This window comes from Bacteroides sp. HMSC067B03 (assembly GCF_001811315.1).
In the GTDB taxonomy this organism is placed as follows: domain Bacteria; phylum Bacteroidota; class Bacteroidia; order Bacteroidales; family Bacteroidaceae; genus Bacteroides; species Bacteroides faecis.
This window is the reverse complement of sequence record NZ_KV804336.1, coordinates 1-18,142: the sequence shown is the minus strand read 5'-3', so window position 1 is coordinate 18,142 and position 18,142 is coordinate 1. Positions and strand designations below refer to the sequence as shown.

The following is an 18,142-nucleotide window of genomic DNA, read 5'->3' as shown; positions in this document are numbered from 1 at the left end:
ATAAGTTTTTATTTCTCTAACCTACTACCAGTAACGCTTCCATCTGCCTGACTATATAAGGTTTCCACTGAACAAGTATATCCTCAAAAGTATCCTCCTTCTCCAAAAAGAAAGAAGCACTAAGATTTTTTGTCAGAAAGGGTACTGTCAATGCGCTATAAAAAGTATAAAACACAAATGGCAGAGGAACTGTTTTAAGTCTCCCACCATTCATTTCTTCCTGCAAAACATCCATAATCTTATGGAGATATTGTTCCAAACGTAACTCTTTGATCGTAGTACTTAAATGGTCCATATCACGATGCATTTCTCTCACCATAAACAATGGTAAACATGGGTTTTCGGTAAATACTTTATAATAAGCATCTACAATTTCACCAATACTCTCGGAAACAGGTTTGTCCTGCTGAATGATGATATCATGTATTCGGGGAATAAAAGAAAGTATGATGTTGCCAAAAACGGCCTGGAACATCTTATCCTTCGTTCTGAAATAATAATGAAGCACCGGTCTGTTGATACCAACTTTAGCAGCAATATCACTCATACTGGTTTCCGCAAAACCATTCTCTATAAATAGTTCCTTGGCAGCCTCAACTATCTTTTTCTCCACATCTTCATTGTTATTAGTTGTTGTCATAATTCATTGTCGCATTTTTCAGATTATCAATAAATAAAAGCATACGGTTTGTTATGTTTACGTCGCTCACACCACTATCAAAGTCTAAAGATAGTAAATTTATATCCGGATAGAAACTTTTTATACGTTTTTCGACTCCTCTGGATACGATGTGATTTGCTATGCAGCCAAAAGGTTGCAAACTCACGACATTTTTCACTCCTTGCCGGGCGTAAGACACGATTTCAGCCGGTAATAACCAACCTTCACCGAATTGAGCATTCAAGGAAATAATATTTTTAGCTCTCTCCGCCTCTTCAAAAATATCATTGAAGGGGACAAAGTAACGGAACTGATTTGCAGTCTTGTTTATTTTATCAATCTGTTTTTTTACAAACCTGTAAATCCAATCGTAAATAAACTCAGGCAATTGCCTGTTTTTTACATAAGAGTCCGTATTGATCTTCCTATTCACAAATCCCTGCATAAAAAAGTCAACTAAAATCGGTGGAACCACTTCTATCTTCCGGTCTATCAGCCAATCAATGATCTCTTTTTGAGCAAAAGGATTGAATTTCAAAAAAATTTCTCCTACAATTCCAACTTTAGGGGTATCAACAGCCTTACATATACTATTAAATTCAGCGATAGCCGATTACAACAAAGAATGAAGTCCTTTTATATCTCTTCTCAGTATCACTTCAGATGCAAGCTGCAAATATTTATCACGTAACCTAGCCGATACACCTGCCTCTTTCTCACGTACTACCGACGCATAATAAAACTTTGCAATGCAGTCACTATACAAAACAGCATGAAAAGTAATCGGAATTACTTTCATCCAGTTGACCTTGAAGGCAGGTTGATTATTATCTATTTCACTGCCCACAGAAATAGAGATTGCAGGAATATCCGTATATCCGGCATCCACCAGTGCCTTTTTTATCAAAGAAATATAGTTACTAGCACGGCATTGCCCTCCCGTTTGAGTGATTGCCACTGCTATTTTGGCTACATCATATTTTCCACTTTTAAGCGCTTTCAGGATATCACCAACTATCAAAGTAGCCGGATAACAGACCTCATTATTGGCATACTTCAATCCCCATTCACTTGAATCACTATCACTGAGAGGAAGATTTTCCGCATCATAACCGGCTACTTTCATTATAGCAGGAATCAAAGGTGAAATAAATGGAGTAAAGTAAGGAACTAATATTTTACGGTCACGGTAAAACTCATCATAAACAGGGACAGTCGCAAAGTCTTTTACACCGATATCTTCTGTTTCATTCATATTCGCAAGTTTGAGGCTTTCGATCATTGAACGTACCCTCAACTTCATTGAACCGATATTATTGATATCATCCAGCTTCAATAAGGTCAGCGATTTATTATGACGCATCAGCAAATCTCTCACTTCATCTACCAGAAAGGCATCCGGACCACATCCGAATGACGTCATTTCTACAAACTGAACATTCTGTCCTTGTGTTGCGCACCATTTCGCTGCTTTTAAAATACGATTCGTATAGGCCCATTGAGCAACAAAATGCGCATCATCCACCGGAATATCCAAATGACGCACCCAATCATCCATTATCACATTCACTCCCATATCCGAAAGCATGTCCGATACTTTATGCTGTATCAGAGAATCGGTATGATAAGGGCGTCCGGCAAGCATGACAGTCAGCGTCTCCCCTCCCCCTGCATGCTTCAATATATTTTTATTATACTCAACCAATGTATTAATAAAAGAAATCTGTTCGCTTTCCGCCTTATTGAATGCCTGCTGAATCATTTTATCATCCACATTCAAACTGCTCAGATATTCACGGCATTGCTTAAATAGCAGCCTCCGGTCTTTGAAAGTTATTGCAGGAGAGTCAATGGGTATACCTTCGGACTGTACACTCTTGATAACCTCCGAATACCCTGTTACAATAGGACAATTATAACTGTTTTGTTCCTTCCCTTTTCTTTCAAAGATGACAAAAGGCATAAATATCCGGCCCACCTTCTTTTCTATCAGGTTCTGTACATGGCTATGTACCAACTTAGCCGGAAAACAGATATTGTCCGACATCACCATCCGTGCACTATGCTCATACTTCCTGAAATTGGATGGATCAGACAAGCAGACTTGTATATCACAGGAAGTGAAGAGAGTATGCCAGAAAGGATATTCCTCGTACATATTCAGGCATCGGGGGATACCGATGATCTGTTTAGGAACTGCAATCTCCACACTGCGGTGAAACAAAAGTTCTTCTTTTTGTCGATAAACATTCAGACCTTTTCGATTACTGCTCTCCCCATTCGTGAAAACTTTCTCACATCTGTTTCCCGAATAGTAACTTTTACCGCTTTCGAACTGATAACGAATGACCAGACAGCGGTTATCACAACCTTTACAATACAGAGAACGTGCCGAATATTGAGCTTTATTTATAATCTCATTCAATGATACGGATTCCCCCTGATGCTTCATCGCATATAATGCACATCCGAAGGCTCCCATCAACTCAGGAGTATCACATCTTGCAACTTCTGCTCCTGTGAGAAGTTCAATAGCACGGACCACCGCATCATTGCGCATGGTCCCCCCCTGTACAACAATATCGTTCCCCAAAACAGATATATCTTTCAGTTTTAGTACCTTATACAAGCAATTCTTAACAACAGAATATGCCAGTCCGGCGGCAATATCATTGATAGTTGCTCCCTCCCTGAGCACCTGTTTCACTTTTGAGTTCATGAAAACAGTGCACCTTGTTCCCAAATCGCACGGTGCTTCCGAGCGGCAGGCTGCCAATGAAAATTCTTGCGCTGAATACCCCAAAGACTTAGCAAATGTTTCAAGAAATGAACCACATCCGGATGAGCACGCTTCATTAATCTCCATCCGGTCAATCACTCCATTATTCACAAAAATGGCTTTCATATCCTGTCCTCCGATATCGAGGATGAAAGACACATTCTTATTCAGATAGTGTGCTGCCATATAATGAGCAATCGTTTCGATAATTCCCGAATGAAGCTGAAAGGCCGATTTTATAAGGTCTTCACCATATCCGGTAGAGCAACTTCCTTTTATATCGAGTACAGCGCCCTGCTTCAAACATTCTTCGCTCAACCGATTCAAACCATCCTCTACGGCCTTTATCGGATTTCCTCCATTCATATTATAGTAAGAATACAATACTCTTGAATCTCCATCCAATACAACAATCTTTGTCGTGGTAGAACCGGAATCAATGCCAATAAAAACATCTTGTTTTCCGGCTTTCAAACCGGAAGACATCATCTTATGACGAGATATTCTCTCTTTCCATATTTCATATTCCTCACTACTCGTAAAAATGGGGTTCAGCCCTATTGCAGTAAGATTTCCTGCACAGTTTAAAGTAGTGTCGATCTTATCGATCAAATGAGACAGTTTATAATAATCCTCACCCTCGATATGAAATAAAGCAGCCCCCAATGCAGGAAGTAAAGTACCGTTGGCAGGCAGTATTATCTCTTGTTCATCAAAAGATAAATAATCAATAAAGGCTTTTCTCAGTGCCGGAATGAAAGTCAACGGACCACCGCAAAACAATACGGGAGTTGTTATATCACAGCCATGTGCCAGTGTCACGACTGTCTGAACAGCTACTGCACGAAAGATAGAAGCCGCAATATTCTCACGACTTACATTTTTAGCAATCAGATTCTGAATATCTGTTTTACAGAAAACACCGCAACGGGAGGCAATCGGATACACCTGTTTCGCATTCATGGCAAGATGATTCAATTCATCAATATTCACCCCCAGTATGATCGACATCTGATCAATAAAAGCACCTGTTCCTCCTGCGCAATTTCCGTTCATGCGCAAATCAGTCGCTTCGCCATCTTTGAAGAAGACAACTTTCGCATCTTCCCCTCCGATGTCTATCATGGAAGTCACATGAGAATAATCTTTTTGTATCGCTTTCGCCGCTGCAACAACTTCCTGTACAAATGGCAATGAACATTTCTCGGAAATTCCCATTCCGATAGAGCCTGTTATTCTTAAGGAGATATCTTTATCTCCAATTTCGGATAACAGCTCTTTCAGGAATGATAAAATTGTCTCTTTTGCTTTCGCATTGTGTCTCTCGTACTTCGAAAATAATAAATTATCATTTTCATCGATAGCAACTAACTTCACAGTTGTTGAACCTACGTCAATTCCTATTTTAATCATGTTCTACACTATGTCCCCTTAGCTTGACACTATTGTCAAACATAAAAGTAGAAATAACTTTGATACATCATTTCAACAGGAGTGTTCTTTTCGATTCTTTTAACACAAACGAAGATATCTACTTCTTCTGGCTGTCTATCTCTTTAAGCAATTCATCCACAGCCATTTTCAGTTGTGTATCCTCACCTTTCACCACTGTTTCCGGGCTATTGGCAACTTTAATATCAGGTTCCAGTTGAGTATTTTCCAGATAGCTGCCGTCAGGCAAACGATAACCGATGATAGGAATTCCGAATACCAATGAAGGGTCTTGTAATGTTTCCCAAGACACACTTGTCATTGTTCCCGGAACAGGCATTCCCACAAGCTTTCCAATATTCCGATGCTTATACACCCACGGAGTACCATGAGCATTCGAATAATTGGCTTCACACTGCAACATAATAGAAGGTTTATTCCAGCGGCGGCTTGGCATATCGCAGGCTTCACGTCCGCGTACCACCTGAGTAAAATATTTCTGACCACTAAAAAGTATTTCAATATCTTCATGCAGGCGACCACCCCCATTAAAGCGAGTGTCGATCACAATTCCATCACAGTTATTATATTTTCCCAGAATATCCGAATAAACAGTACGGAAACTTCCATCTCCCATCGATTGAATATGAACGTATCCTAAACGACCGCCAGACCATTTCTCCACATCTGCAGCACGTTGCTTTACCCAACGTTTATACAGCAGGCCATTGAGCTGTCCGCTTGTGATAGGCTTAACCACTTCTTCCCAGCGCTCCTTGTTCTGTGGGTCGTACAGCGAAATCAGCGTTTTCTTTCCTGCCTTATTATTCAAGAGAGCAGTGATGTCTTTATCCGGAGCTATTTCGTCTCCGTTGATTTTCTCGATAATGCATCCTGCCTTTACCTTGGTGCGAGAATGATCGAACGGACCTTTCTCTATTATTTCAGCAATCTGCATGCCCTTTCCCTGATAATTCCAGTCAAACAGTAATCCCAGATTAGAAGTCACATCTCCATTGCTTCTCGGAGAATAGCGACCTCCGGTATGCGAAACATTCAGTTCACCCAACCATTCGCTTAACAGCTCTGCAAAGTCGTAGTTATTATCTATATGCGGCAAAAATTTGCGATAGGCAGCCGTCATAACATCCCAGTCTATTCCATGCATATTAAGATTATAAAAACGCTTTTGATGCTGTTTATACACATGGTCGAACATCGCCTCACGTTCAGCAGCTAAATCCATTTTCATTTCAGCCTGATAACTGATAGATTTCAGAGCATCCGATTTAGCATCCATTTTCTGCATATTTCTGCTTCCCAGTAAAAAGATATCTCCTTCTTTGTCCAACATCAACGATGCCCAGCCGGAATTAAGTTTATGGAGACGCTTCGTATCCTTTTCACGAAGATTCATTTTCCAAAGATCATAGCCTTCCTCAAAGGCAGAGAAATAATACAGATTCTCCCCATCCTTTGAGAGGATGGCACCACCCAGATCGGAAGAGTTGGGAGTCAAGCGTACAATACGGTCTTCAATGCCATTGAATTCTACAATAATGTCATTCTTATCCGCCTTATCTTCCAACTCCTCTTCATCTCCCGCTTTATCTGCCTTATCTTTTTCTTTATCTGCCTTTTCCTTTTTAGACTTGTTTCCGTCTTTTTTCTTATCATCGTCTTTCTTCTTTGCTTTCTTCTGTTCCTTTTCAAATTCTTTGAGCAGTTCAAAATCCTCTTTGCTCAAACGGTAACGGTCGTAAGCATCCTGATTCAAAAACACCATCATCACATCCTGCTGAGAACCCCAGGAAGCATGCGCACGCATACCATAACGCTCCGTCTGGAACAGAATGGCATTTCCATCCAGCACCCAACGTGGAGAACCGCTAATATAACCACTATTAGTCAAATTAATGATAGTACCTCCCTGTGCGCTGACAATACCGATATCGGAATAAGGATCGTGACGATTGCCGATAAATTCAAGCGTAAACCACTTGCCATCGGGTGACCATTCGTAGTCGAATCCGCCACCGGTGTTGTACCAAGTAGAACCGTCTGTCACCTGACGCACTTTCTTTGTTTTCAGGTCAAGTACCATCAACCGGTTACGGTCTTCAATAAAAGCCAGTTCCTTACCATCCGGAGAATATTGCGGATAAGCGCGCTCTACGGTCTTAGAAGGAAGCAGCACCTCTTCCTCAATAAGAGTTGCATTGGGAAAGTTTGCCTCCTCTTTACGAGCTATCTTAGCGGTATAAAGTTGCCAGTTACCAGTCCGTTCGCTTGCATATACAAGTGTACGATTGTCGGGAGCAAAAGATACACTGGCTTCCTTTGCCGGAGTATTCGTTATTTGCTTGGTTGTAGCATAATCAGTTGAAGTCACAAAAACATCACCACGTACAATAAAAGCCACCTGTTTACCATCCGGAGACACAGAAGCGGAAGTTGCCCCCTGAGAAAATCGAAGAGCAGCCATCTCTTTTTCATCATCACGTACAAGGTCAACGCTCACTTTCTTCGGACGGGCGTTGGGCTCCTGCGTATAAAGCTCTCCGTCATACGTATAACACAATGTTCCTTTGTCACTGATGGACAAGAAACGTACCGGATGCGTGCGGAAAGTAGTAATAGCTTTCACTTCTTGCGGAGCGTTCAAATCAAAGTTATATACATTGAATGAACCGTTGTTACGCTCACTTAAAAAATAAACAGAAGTGCCGTCCGGTGCATATACCGGGTTACGATCCTCCCCTCCCCGGTTGGTCAGATTGGTATGTTTCCCGGTTTGGGTATCATATAACCAGATATCTCTTGTTATAGAAGATGTGTGATGTTTCCTCCATTCATCTTCAAAACCTTTACGATCCTGATAAAGGAAATTTTTCCCCGATTTATCAAAGCACACCCATTCGGCAGGAGTAGCCAGCACCTGTTCGGTACGTCCTCCGGAAACCGGAACTTTATACAACTCCGTCATTGCTCCGGTAGGAAACAGGGCACTGTTCGCCGGGTCCTGAATAGATGCAGAAAAAAGTACAAATTTACCGTCAGGAGTAAAAGCTGAAGGAATCTCCGAAGCGGAATGAAAGGTCAATCTACGTGCTATTCCACCGTCAGCCGGCATAATAAAGAGATCGAAATTACCATTTCGGTCGCTGGCAAAGGCTATTTGTTTTCCGTCAGGCGACCAAACAGGATTAGCCTCATAAGAGGCTTGTGTCGTTAACTGAACAGCAGCTCCTCCCTGTGCAGGAACTTTGTAGATATCCCCTTTATAACAAAAGACGATTTCCGATCCATCCGGTGAAATACGTGCATCACGCATCCACAGAGGGGTAATAGCATGGCTGGATAATGCAACCAGTACCAATGCTAAAGAAGTTATAAGTTTCTTCATATTATTGTATGTTTATATATTTAATTTATATTCTAAATTTCACAAGAAGACTATATTTAAAGCTGCTTTAAACCACTTTTGATATTCCAGCGATTTCTTCCATGTGCCTGCTGTCTGTTCCACAACACCCACCAAATATTTTAAGATGATAATCTGATTTTAACCTTAAAATAGCCTTACCTAAATCGACTGCCGAAGAAGTACGCAAATTCTTTGCTCCATCCAATTCCTTATATGAAAGTCTGGAAGTATTTGCCTGTATACCCCAAAAGCGATTTTTTACCATCTGTGTTTGATTGAACTTATGAGAAAGTGCTTCGTAAACGATATCAGGATGAACGCAATTTGTCATATAGCACACTGGCTTGTTTGATACATGATTATCAATGTAATATATAGCATCATTAATTGTATGGCCGTCTATCAATTTTCCGTTTCTTTGAATGGTAAAACTGATAATATATGGAATATCTGTATCAGACATAGCGACTGCCATTCCGATAGCCTCCGACAATACAGGCATTATACCCGCATATAAAAAATCAACTCCAACGGATTTGAACAGACTGGCTTGCCAACTGTGAAAGGCTATTGCCTCTTCTTGGTTTAGAGCTCTTTCACTTGTATATGCATCTCCCTTACATCCCATCAAACCACCGATATACATGTTCACATTCGCCGTTTCTTTTATTGTACGAAGAAAATCCACATTGTCTGTGATGATGGATTCATTGTATCCAGCCATATAAACCCGCTCTTTGTTGGCCCTTCTTGTTGGAGTTGTTGCAAGAAATGGCAACTGATATCTATGTGCAATATCCATATATTCATTCCATAGCGTTTTTAATGCCATTCTGCCTTTTTGCTGATAAATTAGGTCAGCCATTGCAACGGTACCACTGATATCCAAATCAAACTCCCTCTTTAGTCGCTCTCCTAAAGCACCTTCCATCAGTATAAAGGGATAAGAATCTATGCAGTCTTTAAAGTTCATCCAGTTCATTTTTTACATTCTGTCAAGTCATCTTAGATAATTATATCAAAGAATTCGTCTGAATCAAGTTCCCTGTGTGATTATAAAATACTCTATCACCAAACTCCTTATAAAAGAAAGCATATTTATCTACTCCCGTACAATGGCAGACACCCATCTTTTGAGGTAAATATTCATGCAGATAATCAGCAATAATTTTATATTTAAATTCTTCTGCTTTATGAATATGAAAACCACCTAAAAGTAAATTGCAGGGTAGTCCCGGAAATACGGTTCGTACAGTCCGCAATATATTGGTAATACCACGATGAGAACAAGCACTTAAAACAGAAAGTCCTTCAGGCGCAACCAATGTCATAGCTAATTCGTCAGAAAAAGTATCCGGCACTTTAGAACCTTCTTCTTTCTGAATCCAAAACCGTTCAAAATGGGTATCTCTCCGGTCTATAATATCCACAGAAGGGAAAAGAAATACTCCGGGAACCAGCTCAGTCAAATCATCAATAAAATGGAATCGGGAAAGATCAAACGAATGGGTATGCTTTATTCCATTTTCACGTTCATCTTTAAACTTAGGTAAAAACACTTCGCGTTTGCAGGCAACTGTCGCTTTCGTATTCAATTCCATAAAATAACGCAATCCGCCTGTATGGTCACTGTGACCATGAGATAATACCAGATAATCCACCTTTTGCAGATCAATATGTAATAAACGGGCATTACGGATAAATAAATCGGAAGCTCCCGTATCAAAAAGTAATCTATTTTCCGGAGTCTCAATATAGAGTGAAAGCCCATGTTCTGCCTGCAATTTACGTCCATAGACACAATTTTCTACAAGAGTCGTTATTTTATAGTTCATGTAGCTTGGTTATTAATCAAATAATACGAAATAAAAAGTTCTGCTACAAAATTAGAATAATTCTATGGCAGAACAAGCAATCAACCGATTTAAATCCATTGTAGGGGTAAAATCTATTGTTTCAGGCTTTCACTGCCGAATGATTCATTTTGTAGTTTGAATGTAAATAATTACTTTTACATCCATATTTAACCCTTCAAATAAAGAATTAAAATGGAGAAAGAAGAAAAAGGTAAAGCAAAAGCAGTTCAGATACAGTACTATCAATCTCCATGCGGGAAATTGATACTCGGTTCTTTTGAAGACAAACTCTGTATGTGTGACTGGGTGGTGAGTGAAAAACGCAGAGCTGCAATTGACAAACGGATACAAAAAGCCCTAAACGCTCAATATGTAACAGAAAACTCTGAAGTAATCGCAAAAACGATTAGCCAGTTAGATGAATATTTTTCCCGCCAAAGAATAGCATTCGATGTTCCTCTGCTTCTTGTCGGGACGGAATTTCAGAAAAGTGTGTGGAATGAACTGCAAAATATCCCCTATGGAACAACGATATCGTATACTCAATTATCACAAAGGCTGAACAATCCGAAAGCTATCCGTGCAGTAGCCTCTTCTAATGGAGCAAATTCGATTTCAATACTTATTCCTTGTCACAGAGTGATCGGCAGTGACCATAAATTGACCGGATATGCAGGTGGTCTTACAGCCAAAAAGACATTATTGGAGCTGGAATCGAACGAAAGAAGATTATTATAATCAGGGTAATTAAACTGATTTTTTTATACAAATATATATCAAAAAGATAGTGTCGCTATCCCATTACTATAGTGTCACTATCCTACAGGTATAGCGTCACTATATGATCAGTATAGTGACACCATCCCGAAAGTCTGTTATATGATACAGAAAATGCGTATCTAAAACTAACGTTTACACCAATTTCCCCATTTCATAAGCTTCCTGTAGATAGGGAGTATCTTTTATTTCTCCCACCTTCCATGCACCTATTCCATAGATCACTCCTTTCTCCTGTGGATTCTCCAGACAATCAAGGAAACCGCGAAAACCATCAATAGTACGTTCCATCATCGACTTATCATTCTCTGCTGCTGCAATAATAAAATAGAACTCCTTATTCGTAATTTCTGTATAACGTGCACAGCAGCGGTCAATCATAATCTTCATCTGTCCGCACATCGTATAGAAATAAACCGGAGTTGCCATTACAATGACATCAGCCACAATCATTTTCTCTACAATTTCGGCTGCATCATCCTTCTGCGGACATGGCTTACCATACATACTACAAACACTGCATCCCGTACAAGGATGAACCGTTTTGTCTTTCAGAAAAATCTTTTCCACTTCATTACCAGCTTCGAGGGCGCCTTTCTCAAATCCGTCACAAAGCAAATCAGAATTACCGCCCTTTCGCGGACTGGACGAAATAATCAGAACTTTTTTAGACATAACTTTATTACTTTTATCTTTAGTATTTTATTAGTCAGTTTTTTAACTCTGCAAAAATAGACAAATAATAATATAATGAATGTAGATAAATTACAGAGATATGTACCCTAATTACTGATTTTACTTTCTGCATTATCTTATCCACCTTACAAACAATACTTCCCGTATTTTTTTTCTACTAATTTATAATTTATATCTTTGTCCATGATACGAACAACATAGTACAATGAAAAAAATACAGCTGACCAACTCACATAAAGAAAAGCTATTTCAAATCCCTTTATTTCGGGATTTACCTCTGAACATTAAGGAATCTCTGTTAGATAAACTGGAATTCGTCATCTATGCAGCGGATAAAAAAGAAATAGTTGTTACACAAGGCACACCTTGTAACAAACTATATGTGTTATTGGAAGGAAAACTACGTACTGATATCATTGACGGACTAGGAAATGAAGTGATGATTGAGTATATCATTGCACCTCGTACCTTTGCCACTCCCCACCTTTTCAGTTCTAACAATACTTTACCTGCTACTTTCACAGCTTTGGAAGACAGTGTAGTACTTATGGCAACCAAAGATTCCACTTTTAAAGTCATCAGTCAGGACCCTCAGGTATTACACAACTTTCTTTGTATCGCTGGAAATTGTAATATATGCACCGTGTCACGTCTGAAGCCTCTGTCACGCAAGACTGTACGTGAAAGGTTTATTGTTTACTTATTCGAGCACAAAAAGACAGACTCTCTGACAGTGGAAATCATGCATACTCAATCTCAACTTGCCGAATATCTGAATGTGTCACGTCCTGCTTTATCTAAAGAAATTAATAAAATAATCAAGGAAGGACTTATCACAATGGAAGGAAAAAAAATCGAGATTCTGAATAAAATGGCTCTGGAGAAATACTTATAATAAAAAGAAAGTGACACAGCCTCAACTTCAAAGCGGTGCCACTTCCTTATTTCTACCAATGGTTTAATCAGAACCCTGACTAACTTTCAATTACCATTTTGCAAAAAATACTTTCGGATTGATATTTATAGATACCCATCCCCAATCTTGCCAACTATTATGATTGCCCCCTTTCACAAAATCCATCATCTTCGTACCGAGCATAAAAGAGTATCCTGCAGAAAGTTTCACATCTTTCATTATTGTCCAATTGATCTGGTAATCGACTTCCGAACCTAATACCATCTTCAAATCCTCATTAATGTCCATATCGGCAGCCGTAGCAAAATAGTGATAATTGAGTTCCATATCCACTTTGGAAGAGGGACGTAAACGAATGCCAAGACGACCGTCTATCAATCCGGGAGCTCCATATTTGAAAGCAGAAGCATAAAAATAGTCCATTGCTCCATAAAACTTATGATGCGTACCATAAAGAGGGTCAAACGCCTTAAATTTGTCACCACCACCTTTATCACCACTTAGATAATCAAAACCAACCACTGCACCCCAAGTATTATTGAACGCATAAGCAGCCGTAGCACTAACCATGAAGGCTGAAACTTTCTGAGCATTCTTATTCTTACCCATCTGATAATAAAAAGCACCATCGAAATTCCAACTGCTATTCTTATAAGTAAGGTAAGTTCCCATTGTTTGCAAATAACGGGTGTGAGAGTCCTGCGTGGACTTGTCTCCTGTCTCCAATCCCAAATTCATAAACAACAAAGAAGCTCCGAAAGGAACATTGTCTGCTTTATAGTGATACCAGACCGTCTGCATATTCTTATAAGGCTGACCTGTAGCGGCATCTGAATAATAATAAGTACCACCTGCCGTTTTCTCATCATTCTGATTGAAAGCAAGAATAACATGTACTTCATTCTTCTTATTGGCATACCCCAACTTCAACGCATCATGATAACGTCCGGCTACATTCCAATCCAGCCCACCCAAGATTCGTTCGTCATCATAAGATAAGGTCTGACGACCTAACTGAGCGAAGAAACCTTTTCCAAAATCCAGTTTTGCCCATGCCTCATTCAATATAAATCGCCCATTTTTATCAATCTGCGGGTCTTGTCCCCAGACTCCGACATGTTGCGCCGACATCTTTATTTCTAAATCCGAACGTTTGTAATCCATCGACAGCCGGGCACGGTTATTAATAAATGATGCAGCTTCCTGCCCTTCAAGACGAGGAAACAAGGCACCATTCCGATACTCCGCACGAGGTCTGATTTGCATAGACATCGAAAATTCGTTTTCCTTCTCTGTAGTTTGTGTGTATGCCATGCTTGGCAATAGCATAAGAACGAGTGACCAATAAAATGTTTTCATTGATATTTCAATTTAAGTTATAAGTATGTACACTAACTCCCTGTGCTGATGGAAGATAATTGATTCCATACCAGCACATTTGTAATAAGACAAATGATACTAACAGAATGATTAATGCTGGACGACTCTTCAACGGTCTGCCCAATCTGAAATGGATATACACCAGATAAGAGAACCAGGTAGCTGCCGCCCATGTTTCTTTGGGGTCCCAGGCCCAGTAATGTCCCCAAGCCTCTTTCGCCCAAATAGCCCCTGTCAGCATTCCCAATGTCATAAACGCCAAACCTACATAAGTGAGGTTATCACATAAATCCATTTCTTTCCGTTCAATCTCTTTCTTTTTGAACCAAAGCAGATAAACAGCCATTACCACCGCAGCTCCCAGCATCGCATAAGCAAACATATACACAATGACGTGAGGAGCAAACCACGGGCTCTGCAATGCAGGCATCAATGTTTTATTGTGAATCTCCGGTTTAAAAAGATTGATGCAAATAAATACCAAAAAGAGAATGCAACTGAAACTAAGAATCCATTTATATTTCCAACGCACATACGTTATCAATCCTGCCAACGGAAGAAAGAAGGAATACCATAACCGCGTCTCTCCCATCGTCCGCATCGGAGGACGTTCCAACGAAATCCACATGCCAAGTATAAAACTGAAGAAGATGGCCAGTCCCAACAAAGTAAAACCATAAGTCCATGCCGGCTTCTTGCCTTTCCAGGCAGTAAAAGCTCCCAAGCCCCAGCAAATCAATGCGGCTATCGCAAACAGTATAAAATGTTCCCAGCTCATTCCTTATCCTCCCCTTTTCTCTTTTGTGCATTGACAAACAAACAGACAGCTCCGAGCATCATCATGATAATTCCCGCATAAACAACAGGTAACCATGGGTCACGAACCAGTTCAAAGACACTGATATCACTCCATCGCCCTTTCGACTCATCATAACTAAGTTGATAGATTTTCCATCCTTCTATCTCCATCGGACGGTTCACTTCAATCGTACCTTCTGTTATCGTTCCTTCCTGTGTATAGACTTTTACTTCCGACGCAAAGCGCTGCGGTTCCCGTTCCGGCATCACCAGACTCGTCAAAGAGTCAAGACGCAATGCCTTATAAGGAAAGAGAAAACTCCCACAACTCACCCAGCCTTCCTTCGTCTGTTGATTTTTCCGGTTGACAGCTTTCAGATATACTGCATATGTTGCTCCCATCGAATGAAAATCCGTAAACTTCAGTGTGTCTTCAGTAGTCACGGAAGCAGCCATTGGAATAGACTGTTCGACAGACAGTTCCCAATCGAGCAAATGACCATCGGAAACTCCTTCCTCAAGCAATAAATGCACAGGAGACTTTGCGGGAAGTACTCCACCGGTTTCATTATCAATCAACATCAGTTTCGGAGGATATTCGTCAATCGTGAAATCTTTCAGTTCGATAGCCAGCGGAAGTTCTATTAACTTCCCTTTATCATCCGTAGCCCGCCATTCTGCATTTCCCATCCGGGTGGTCATCTTCAACCGTTGCATATCGGCATTTCCCAAAGTAGCCGTAATCAATGCGACAAACAATCCGGTATGATTGAGAAGAAACGAAAGTCTGCCAATTCTGAAAGGGAAACCGGCACGAAGTATCGTTAATCCCAATGCTGTAACCATCCAGAAGTAAAGCAAGACAAAAGGCCAGGACGAAATCATTTGTGAAAATCCCAGCATATCATTCGAAGCATGGCCGGAAGGAGCCTGCCGGATCAGTCCCATTATCACTGTCATACCGACTACCCATACCAAGGAAGAAACAGCGGCAGAATAATGGCTCAACCATCCAAACAGATAGATACGTTTACGAAGGAGGTGCATGGCTATCAAGGCAATGAGGTAAACCACCAACACAATTACATTAACCGGACAAGCAAACAGACTCCAATTGATAGTTCCCACTGACATTTGCAGCAAAGCACCTATCACCAGCAATCCTGCACCAATCACCAGTCCTTCTTTATAACTCCACGGTTTGCTCCACATATATCACCTTTTTTATTTTTGTGCCAGACGTCCGTTAGCCTTTGCTTTCTCCAACCATGCCGGAACAGTCGTTTTCAGGAATTTCTCCTTAGCCGCCCTTTCAGCGTCCATATCAAGACCGATATATTCCTGTGCTTTTGCCTTTGTCGAAATGTCCGGCATCGGAACGTCTTCCGTATATCCATGTTTTGCTAAAACCTTAGATACAGCCAGACGAGCCTGCATAGCGCGGTCCAGACCGTGGGAAAGAATCCGCTGAATCTCCTGCGGTGCATGAAAAGAACCTCCATGAGATGCCACACCGAAATCCCAACGCCATTGTGCCTGACGAATCAATGCAAGTACATCTTTCATCTGATCTTCCGTAGCTCCCTTATCCCAAGCAAATTTTGCTTCGATATGCGCTTTCGCCAGTTCCTGTTCCAGACGGTTACGGATTTCATTTGCTTTGCGCTGACGTTCGTAAACATTATTACGTAAGGTTTCTTCACTCTCACGGTGGCAAGTTTGACAAGTACGGTCAATCATTGCCAACGGACTCTGAATATGATGGTCACTGAACTTCACGCCGCCCTCACTCTTATAAGGCATGTGACAGTCGGCACAAGAAACACCTCTTTGACCATGAATGCCCATCTGTGCTATTTCATAATCAGGATGCTGCGCTTTCAGAATCGGAGTGCGGCTCAGCTTATGAATATAATCATAGAAACCAGCTTCATCATAATATGCTTCCATATCTTCCACAGTGAAACCTTTATCCCACGGGAAAGTCAAATATTTGCCATCACCCTTGAAGTAATATTCTACGTGGCACTGCGCACAAACCAATGAACGCATTTCCTGTGGAGTAGCTTTAGTGATATCCCTTCCCTGACGTTGGAAGGCTTCGATCAATGCCGGACGGCTGATATGAAGATTCATTGTCTCAGGATCGTGACAGTCGGAACAACCAATCGGGTTCACGATTTCATCACCAAAAGCAGCCCATTTATTATTATAGAAAGAATCTACTCCCAATGCTTCCATCATGCGAGGGACATCCGGGCTCTTACAGGTCCAACAGGTAGACGGCTGAGGTCCATCGTGCGGACCGGCGGGCGAACCGGTACGAAGTGATGCGGTGATATCTTCGATAGCATGCATGTGCCCGCGCGGAGTAGAATAGTCTTTTGAGAATGCATATCCTGCCCACAGAATAACCATCTCCGGACGTTTTTCCAAAGCGTCGACAGCTATATTTCCATTGAATTCACTTTCAAAATCAGTCTTAGCCGTTTCTGTCCAAGTCTGATATTCACGGGGAAAATCATCTTTAAACAGTTCGTTGCGTGCTTCAATTCCTTTGATGACAGTTTTACGGTTATTAAAGATACTGGCGACTTCCGCCCTCCGTTCCATCAACGCAGAAACACATAATCCTAAAACAAAAACAACGACCATTGAACCTCCGAACAATAGCCATCCTTGCCATGATTTTAATTTCTTTTCCATTGTATATCGGTTTTATTATTTTATTACGTAGTTAATGTAGATACTCATTCTTTATGATCGATCATCTTCCGAAGCCACTCCGGTACGGGCGATTCGGGAAGAGGAACAATGGCTCCCGGAGTAGCGGACAGTGAATTCTTACCACCATGAGGCACATCCCGATGACAATCCCAACAAGCCTTTCCATCTCCTGCCATGGACATCATATAATCTATCTTCCCTGTCTTTACGAATTCCGTATTCAGCTGGGTATGGCAACGTATACAATTGTTCATAATCACCTGTGAACTGGCTTCATGAGCTTGTATCACTTGTGGCTCGCTTTTGGTGAGGAAGGCTGCAACGTGCTTCATCCCATCCATTCCCTTGAATGTCCATTTCTTTACTATGTTCTCATGAGGAACATGGCAGTCGTTACAGGTAGCATCCCGTGCATGTGAACTGTGAAACCATGTAGCATAATAAGGAGACATGATGTGACAATTCACACATGCCGCCGGATCATCGCCCAGATATGTATGCGCACGAAGCATGTACATAAATAAAGCTCCTCCGCCCACTATAACACCGCCAATCATGACGGCTATAATCTTTGACCTGTACGAAGGAAAAATTCGGTTTATAAATGGTAACTTCATCATAGTGAAAAAGTATTTTTCACAAAAGTAAAGCTTTGAAAACACAAAAGAGGTTGTGTCAAAACGCTGGCACAACC

At 40.9% G+C, this 18,142-nt stretch carries 12 protein-coding genes and 1 pseudogene; 2 read left to right on the top strand and 11 right to left on the bottom strand.

Going from position 1 to position 18,142, the window contains the following annotated elements:
* Nucleotides 1–16 precede the first annotated feature (16 nt).
* The 5 genes and pseudogenes from HMPREF2794_RS08975 to HMPREF2794_RS08955 form a co-directional block, all read right to left on the bottom strand.
* Nucleotides 17–640, bottom strand: a complete 624-nt coding sequence (locus tag HMPREF2794_RS08975; RefSeq protein ID WP_022302343.1) for a TetR/AcrR family transcriptional regulator — start codon at nt 638–640, stop codon at nt 17–19.
* Nucleotides 627–4,853 (bottom strand): annotated as a pseudogene (locus HMPREF2794_RS08970) (acyl-CoA dehydratase activase). The gene HMPREF2794_RS08975 and the pseudogene HMPREF2794_RS08970 overlap by 14 nt, the downstream one beginning before the upstream one ends.
* Nucleotides 4,854–4,971: 118 nt before the next feature.
* The gene (locus tag HMPREF2794_RS08965) at nt 4,972–8,277 is read right to left on the bottom strand and encodes a S41 family peptidase (RefSeq protein ID WP_070751367.1); all 3,306 of its coding nucleotides are present in this window, start codon (nt 8,275–8,277) and stop codon (nt 4,972–4,974) included.
* A gap of 67 nt (nt 8,278–8,344) precedes the next feature.
* On the bottom strand, nt 8,345–9,271 hold the full coding sequence (locus tag HMPREF2794_RS08960; RefSeq protein ID WP_022302339.1) for a homocysteine S-methyltransferase family protein: 927 nt from the start codon (nt 9,269–9,271) through the stop codon (nt 8,345–8,347).
* A 40-nt stretch (nt 9,272–9,311) separates the two neighbouring features.
* A complete protein-coding gene (locus tag HMPREF2794_RS08955) occupies nt 9,312–10,133 on the bottom strand; it encodes an MBL fold metallo-hydrolase (protein ID WP_010538667.1) in 822 nt (273 codons plus the stop codon).
* A 213-nt stretch (nt 10,134–10,346) separates the two neighbouring features.
* Between HMPREF2794_RS08955 and HMPREF2794_RS08950 the strand changes: the two genes are divergently transcribed.
* Entirely contained in the window at nt 10,347–10,892 is a 546-nt protein-coding gene (locus tag HMPREF2794_RS08950) for a methylated-DNA--[protein]-cysteine S-methyltransferase (protein WP_010538668.1), read from the top strand.
* Between the two features lie 174 nt (nt 10,893–11,066).
* Here HMPREF2794_RS08950 and HMPREF2794_RS08945 read toward each other — a convergent pair whose 3' ends face one another.
* A complete protein-coding gene (locus HMPREF2794_RS08945; RefSeq protein WP_010538669.1) occupies nt 11,067–11,606 on the bottom strand; it encodes a flavodoxin family protein in 540 nt (179 codons plus the stop codon).
* Between the two features lie 226 nt (nt 11,607–11,832).
* On the opposite strand from HMPREF2794_RS08945, the gene HMPREF2794_RS08940 reads away from it, so the two are divergent.
* Entirely contained in the window at nt 11,833–12,522 is a 690-nt protein-coding gene (locus HMPREF2794_RS08940) for a Crp/Fnr family transcriptional regulator (protein ID WP_010538670.1), read from the top strand.
* Nucleotides 12,523–12,612: 90 nt separating this feature from the next.
* Here the strand turns inward: HMPREF2794_RS08940 and HMPREF2794_RS08935 are convergent, their stop codons facing one another.
* The 5 genes from HMPREF2794_RS08935 to nrfH are packed head-to-tail and all read right to left on the bottom strand — an operon-like array spanning nt 12,613 to nt 18,068.
* Nucleotides 12,613–13,902 (bottom strand): alginate export family protein, encoded by a 1,290-nt coding sequence (locus HMPREF2794_RS08935; protein WP_055268987.1) that lies wholly within the window; start codon nt 13,900–13,902, stop codon nt 12,613–12,615.
* A 7-nt stretch (nt 13,903–13,909) separates the two neighbouring features.
* Complete coding sequence (locus HMPREF2794_RS08930) at nt 13,910–14,701, bottom strand: cytochrome c biogenesis protein (protein WP_070751365.1); 792 nt, start codon at nt 14,699–14,701, stop codon at nt 13,910–13,912.
* Nucleotides 14,698–15,933, bottom strand: coding sequence for a cytochrome c biogenesis ResB family protein (locus HMPREF2794_RS08925; protein ID WP_010538673.1), 1,236 nt, complete (start codon nt 15,931–15,933; stop codon nt 14,698–14,700). Before HMPREF2794_RS08925 ends, HMPREF2794_RS08930 begins: the two co-directional genes overlap by 4 nt.
* Before the next feature lie 12 nt (nt 15,934–15,945).
* Nucleotides 15,946–17,427 (bottom strand): ammonia-forming cytochrome c nitrite reductase, encoded by a 1,482-nt coding sequence (gene nrfA / locus HMPREF2794_RS08920; RefSeq protein WP_010538674.1) that lies wholly within the window; start codon nt 17,425–17,427, stop codon nt 15,946–15,948.
* A 44-nt stretch (nt 17,428–17,471) separates the two neighbouring features.
* Nucleotides 17,472–18,068 carry a cytochrome c nitrite reductase small subunit gene (nrfH, locus tag HMPREF2794_RS08915; RefSeq protein ID WP_022302335.1) on the bottom strand — a complete coding sequence of 199 codons (597 nt, stop codon included), beginning with the start codon at nt 18,066–18,068 and terminating at the stop codon, nt 17,472–17,474.
* Nucleotides 18,069–18,142: the final 74 nt, after the last annotated feature.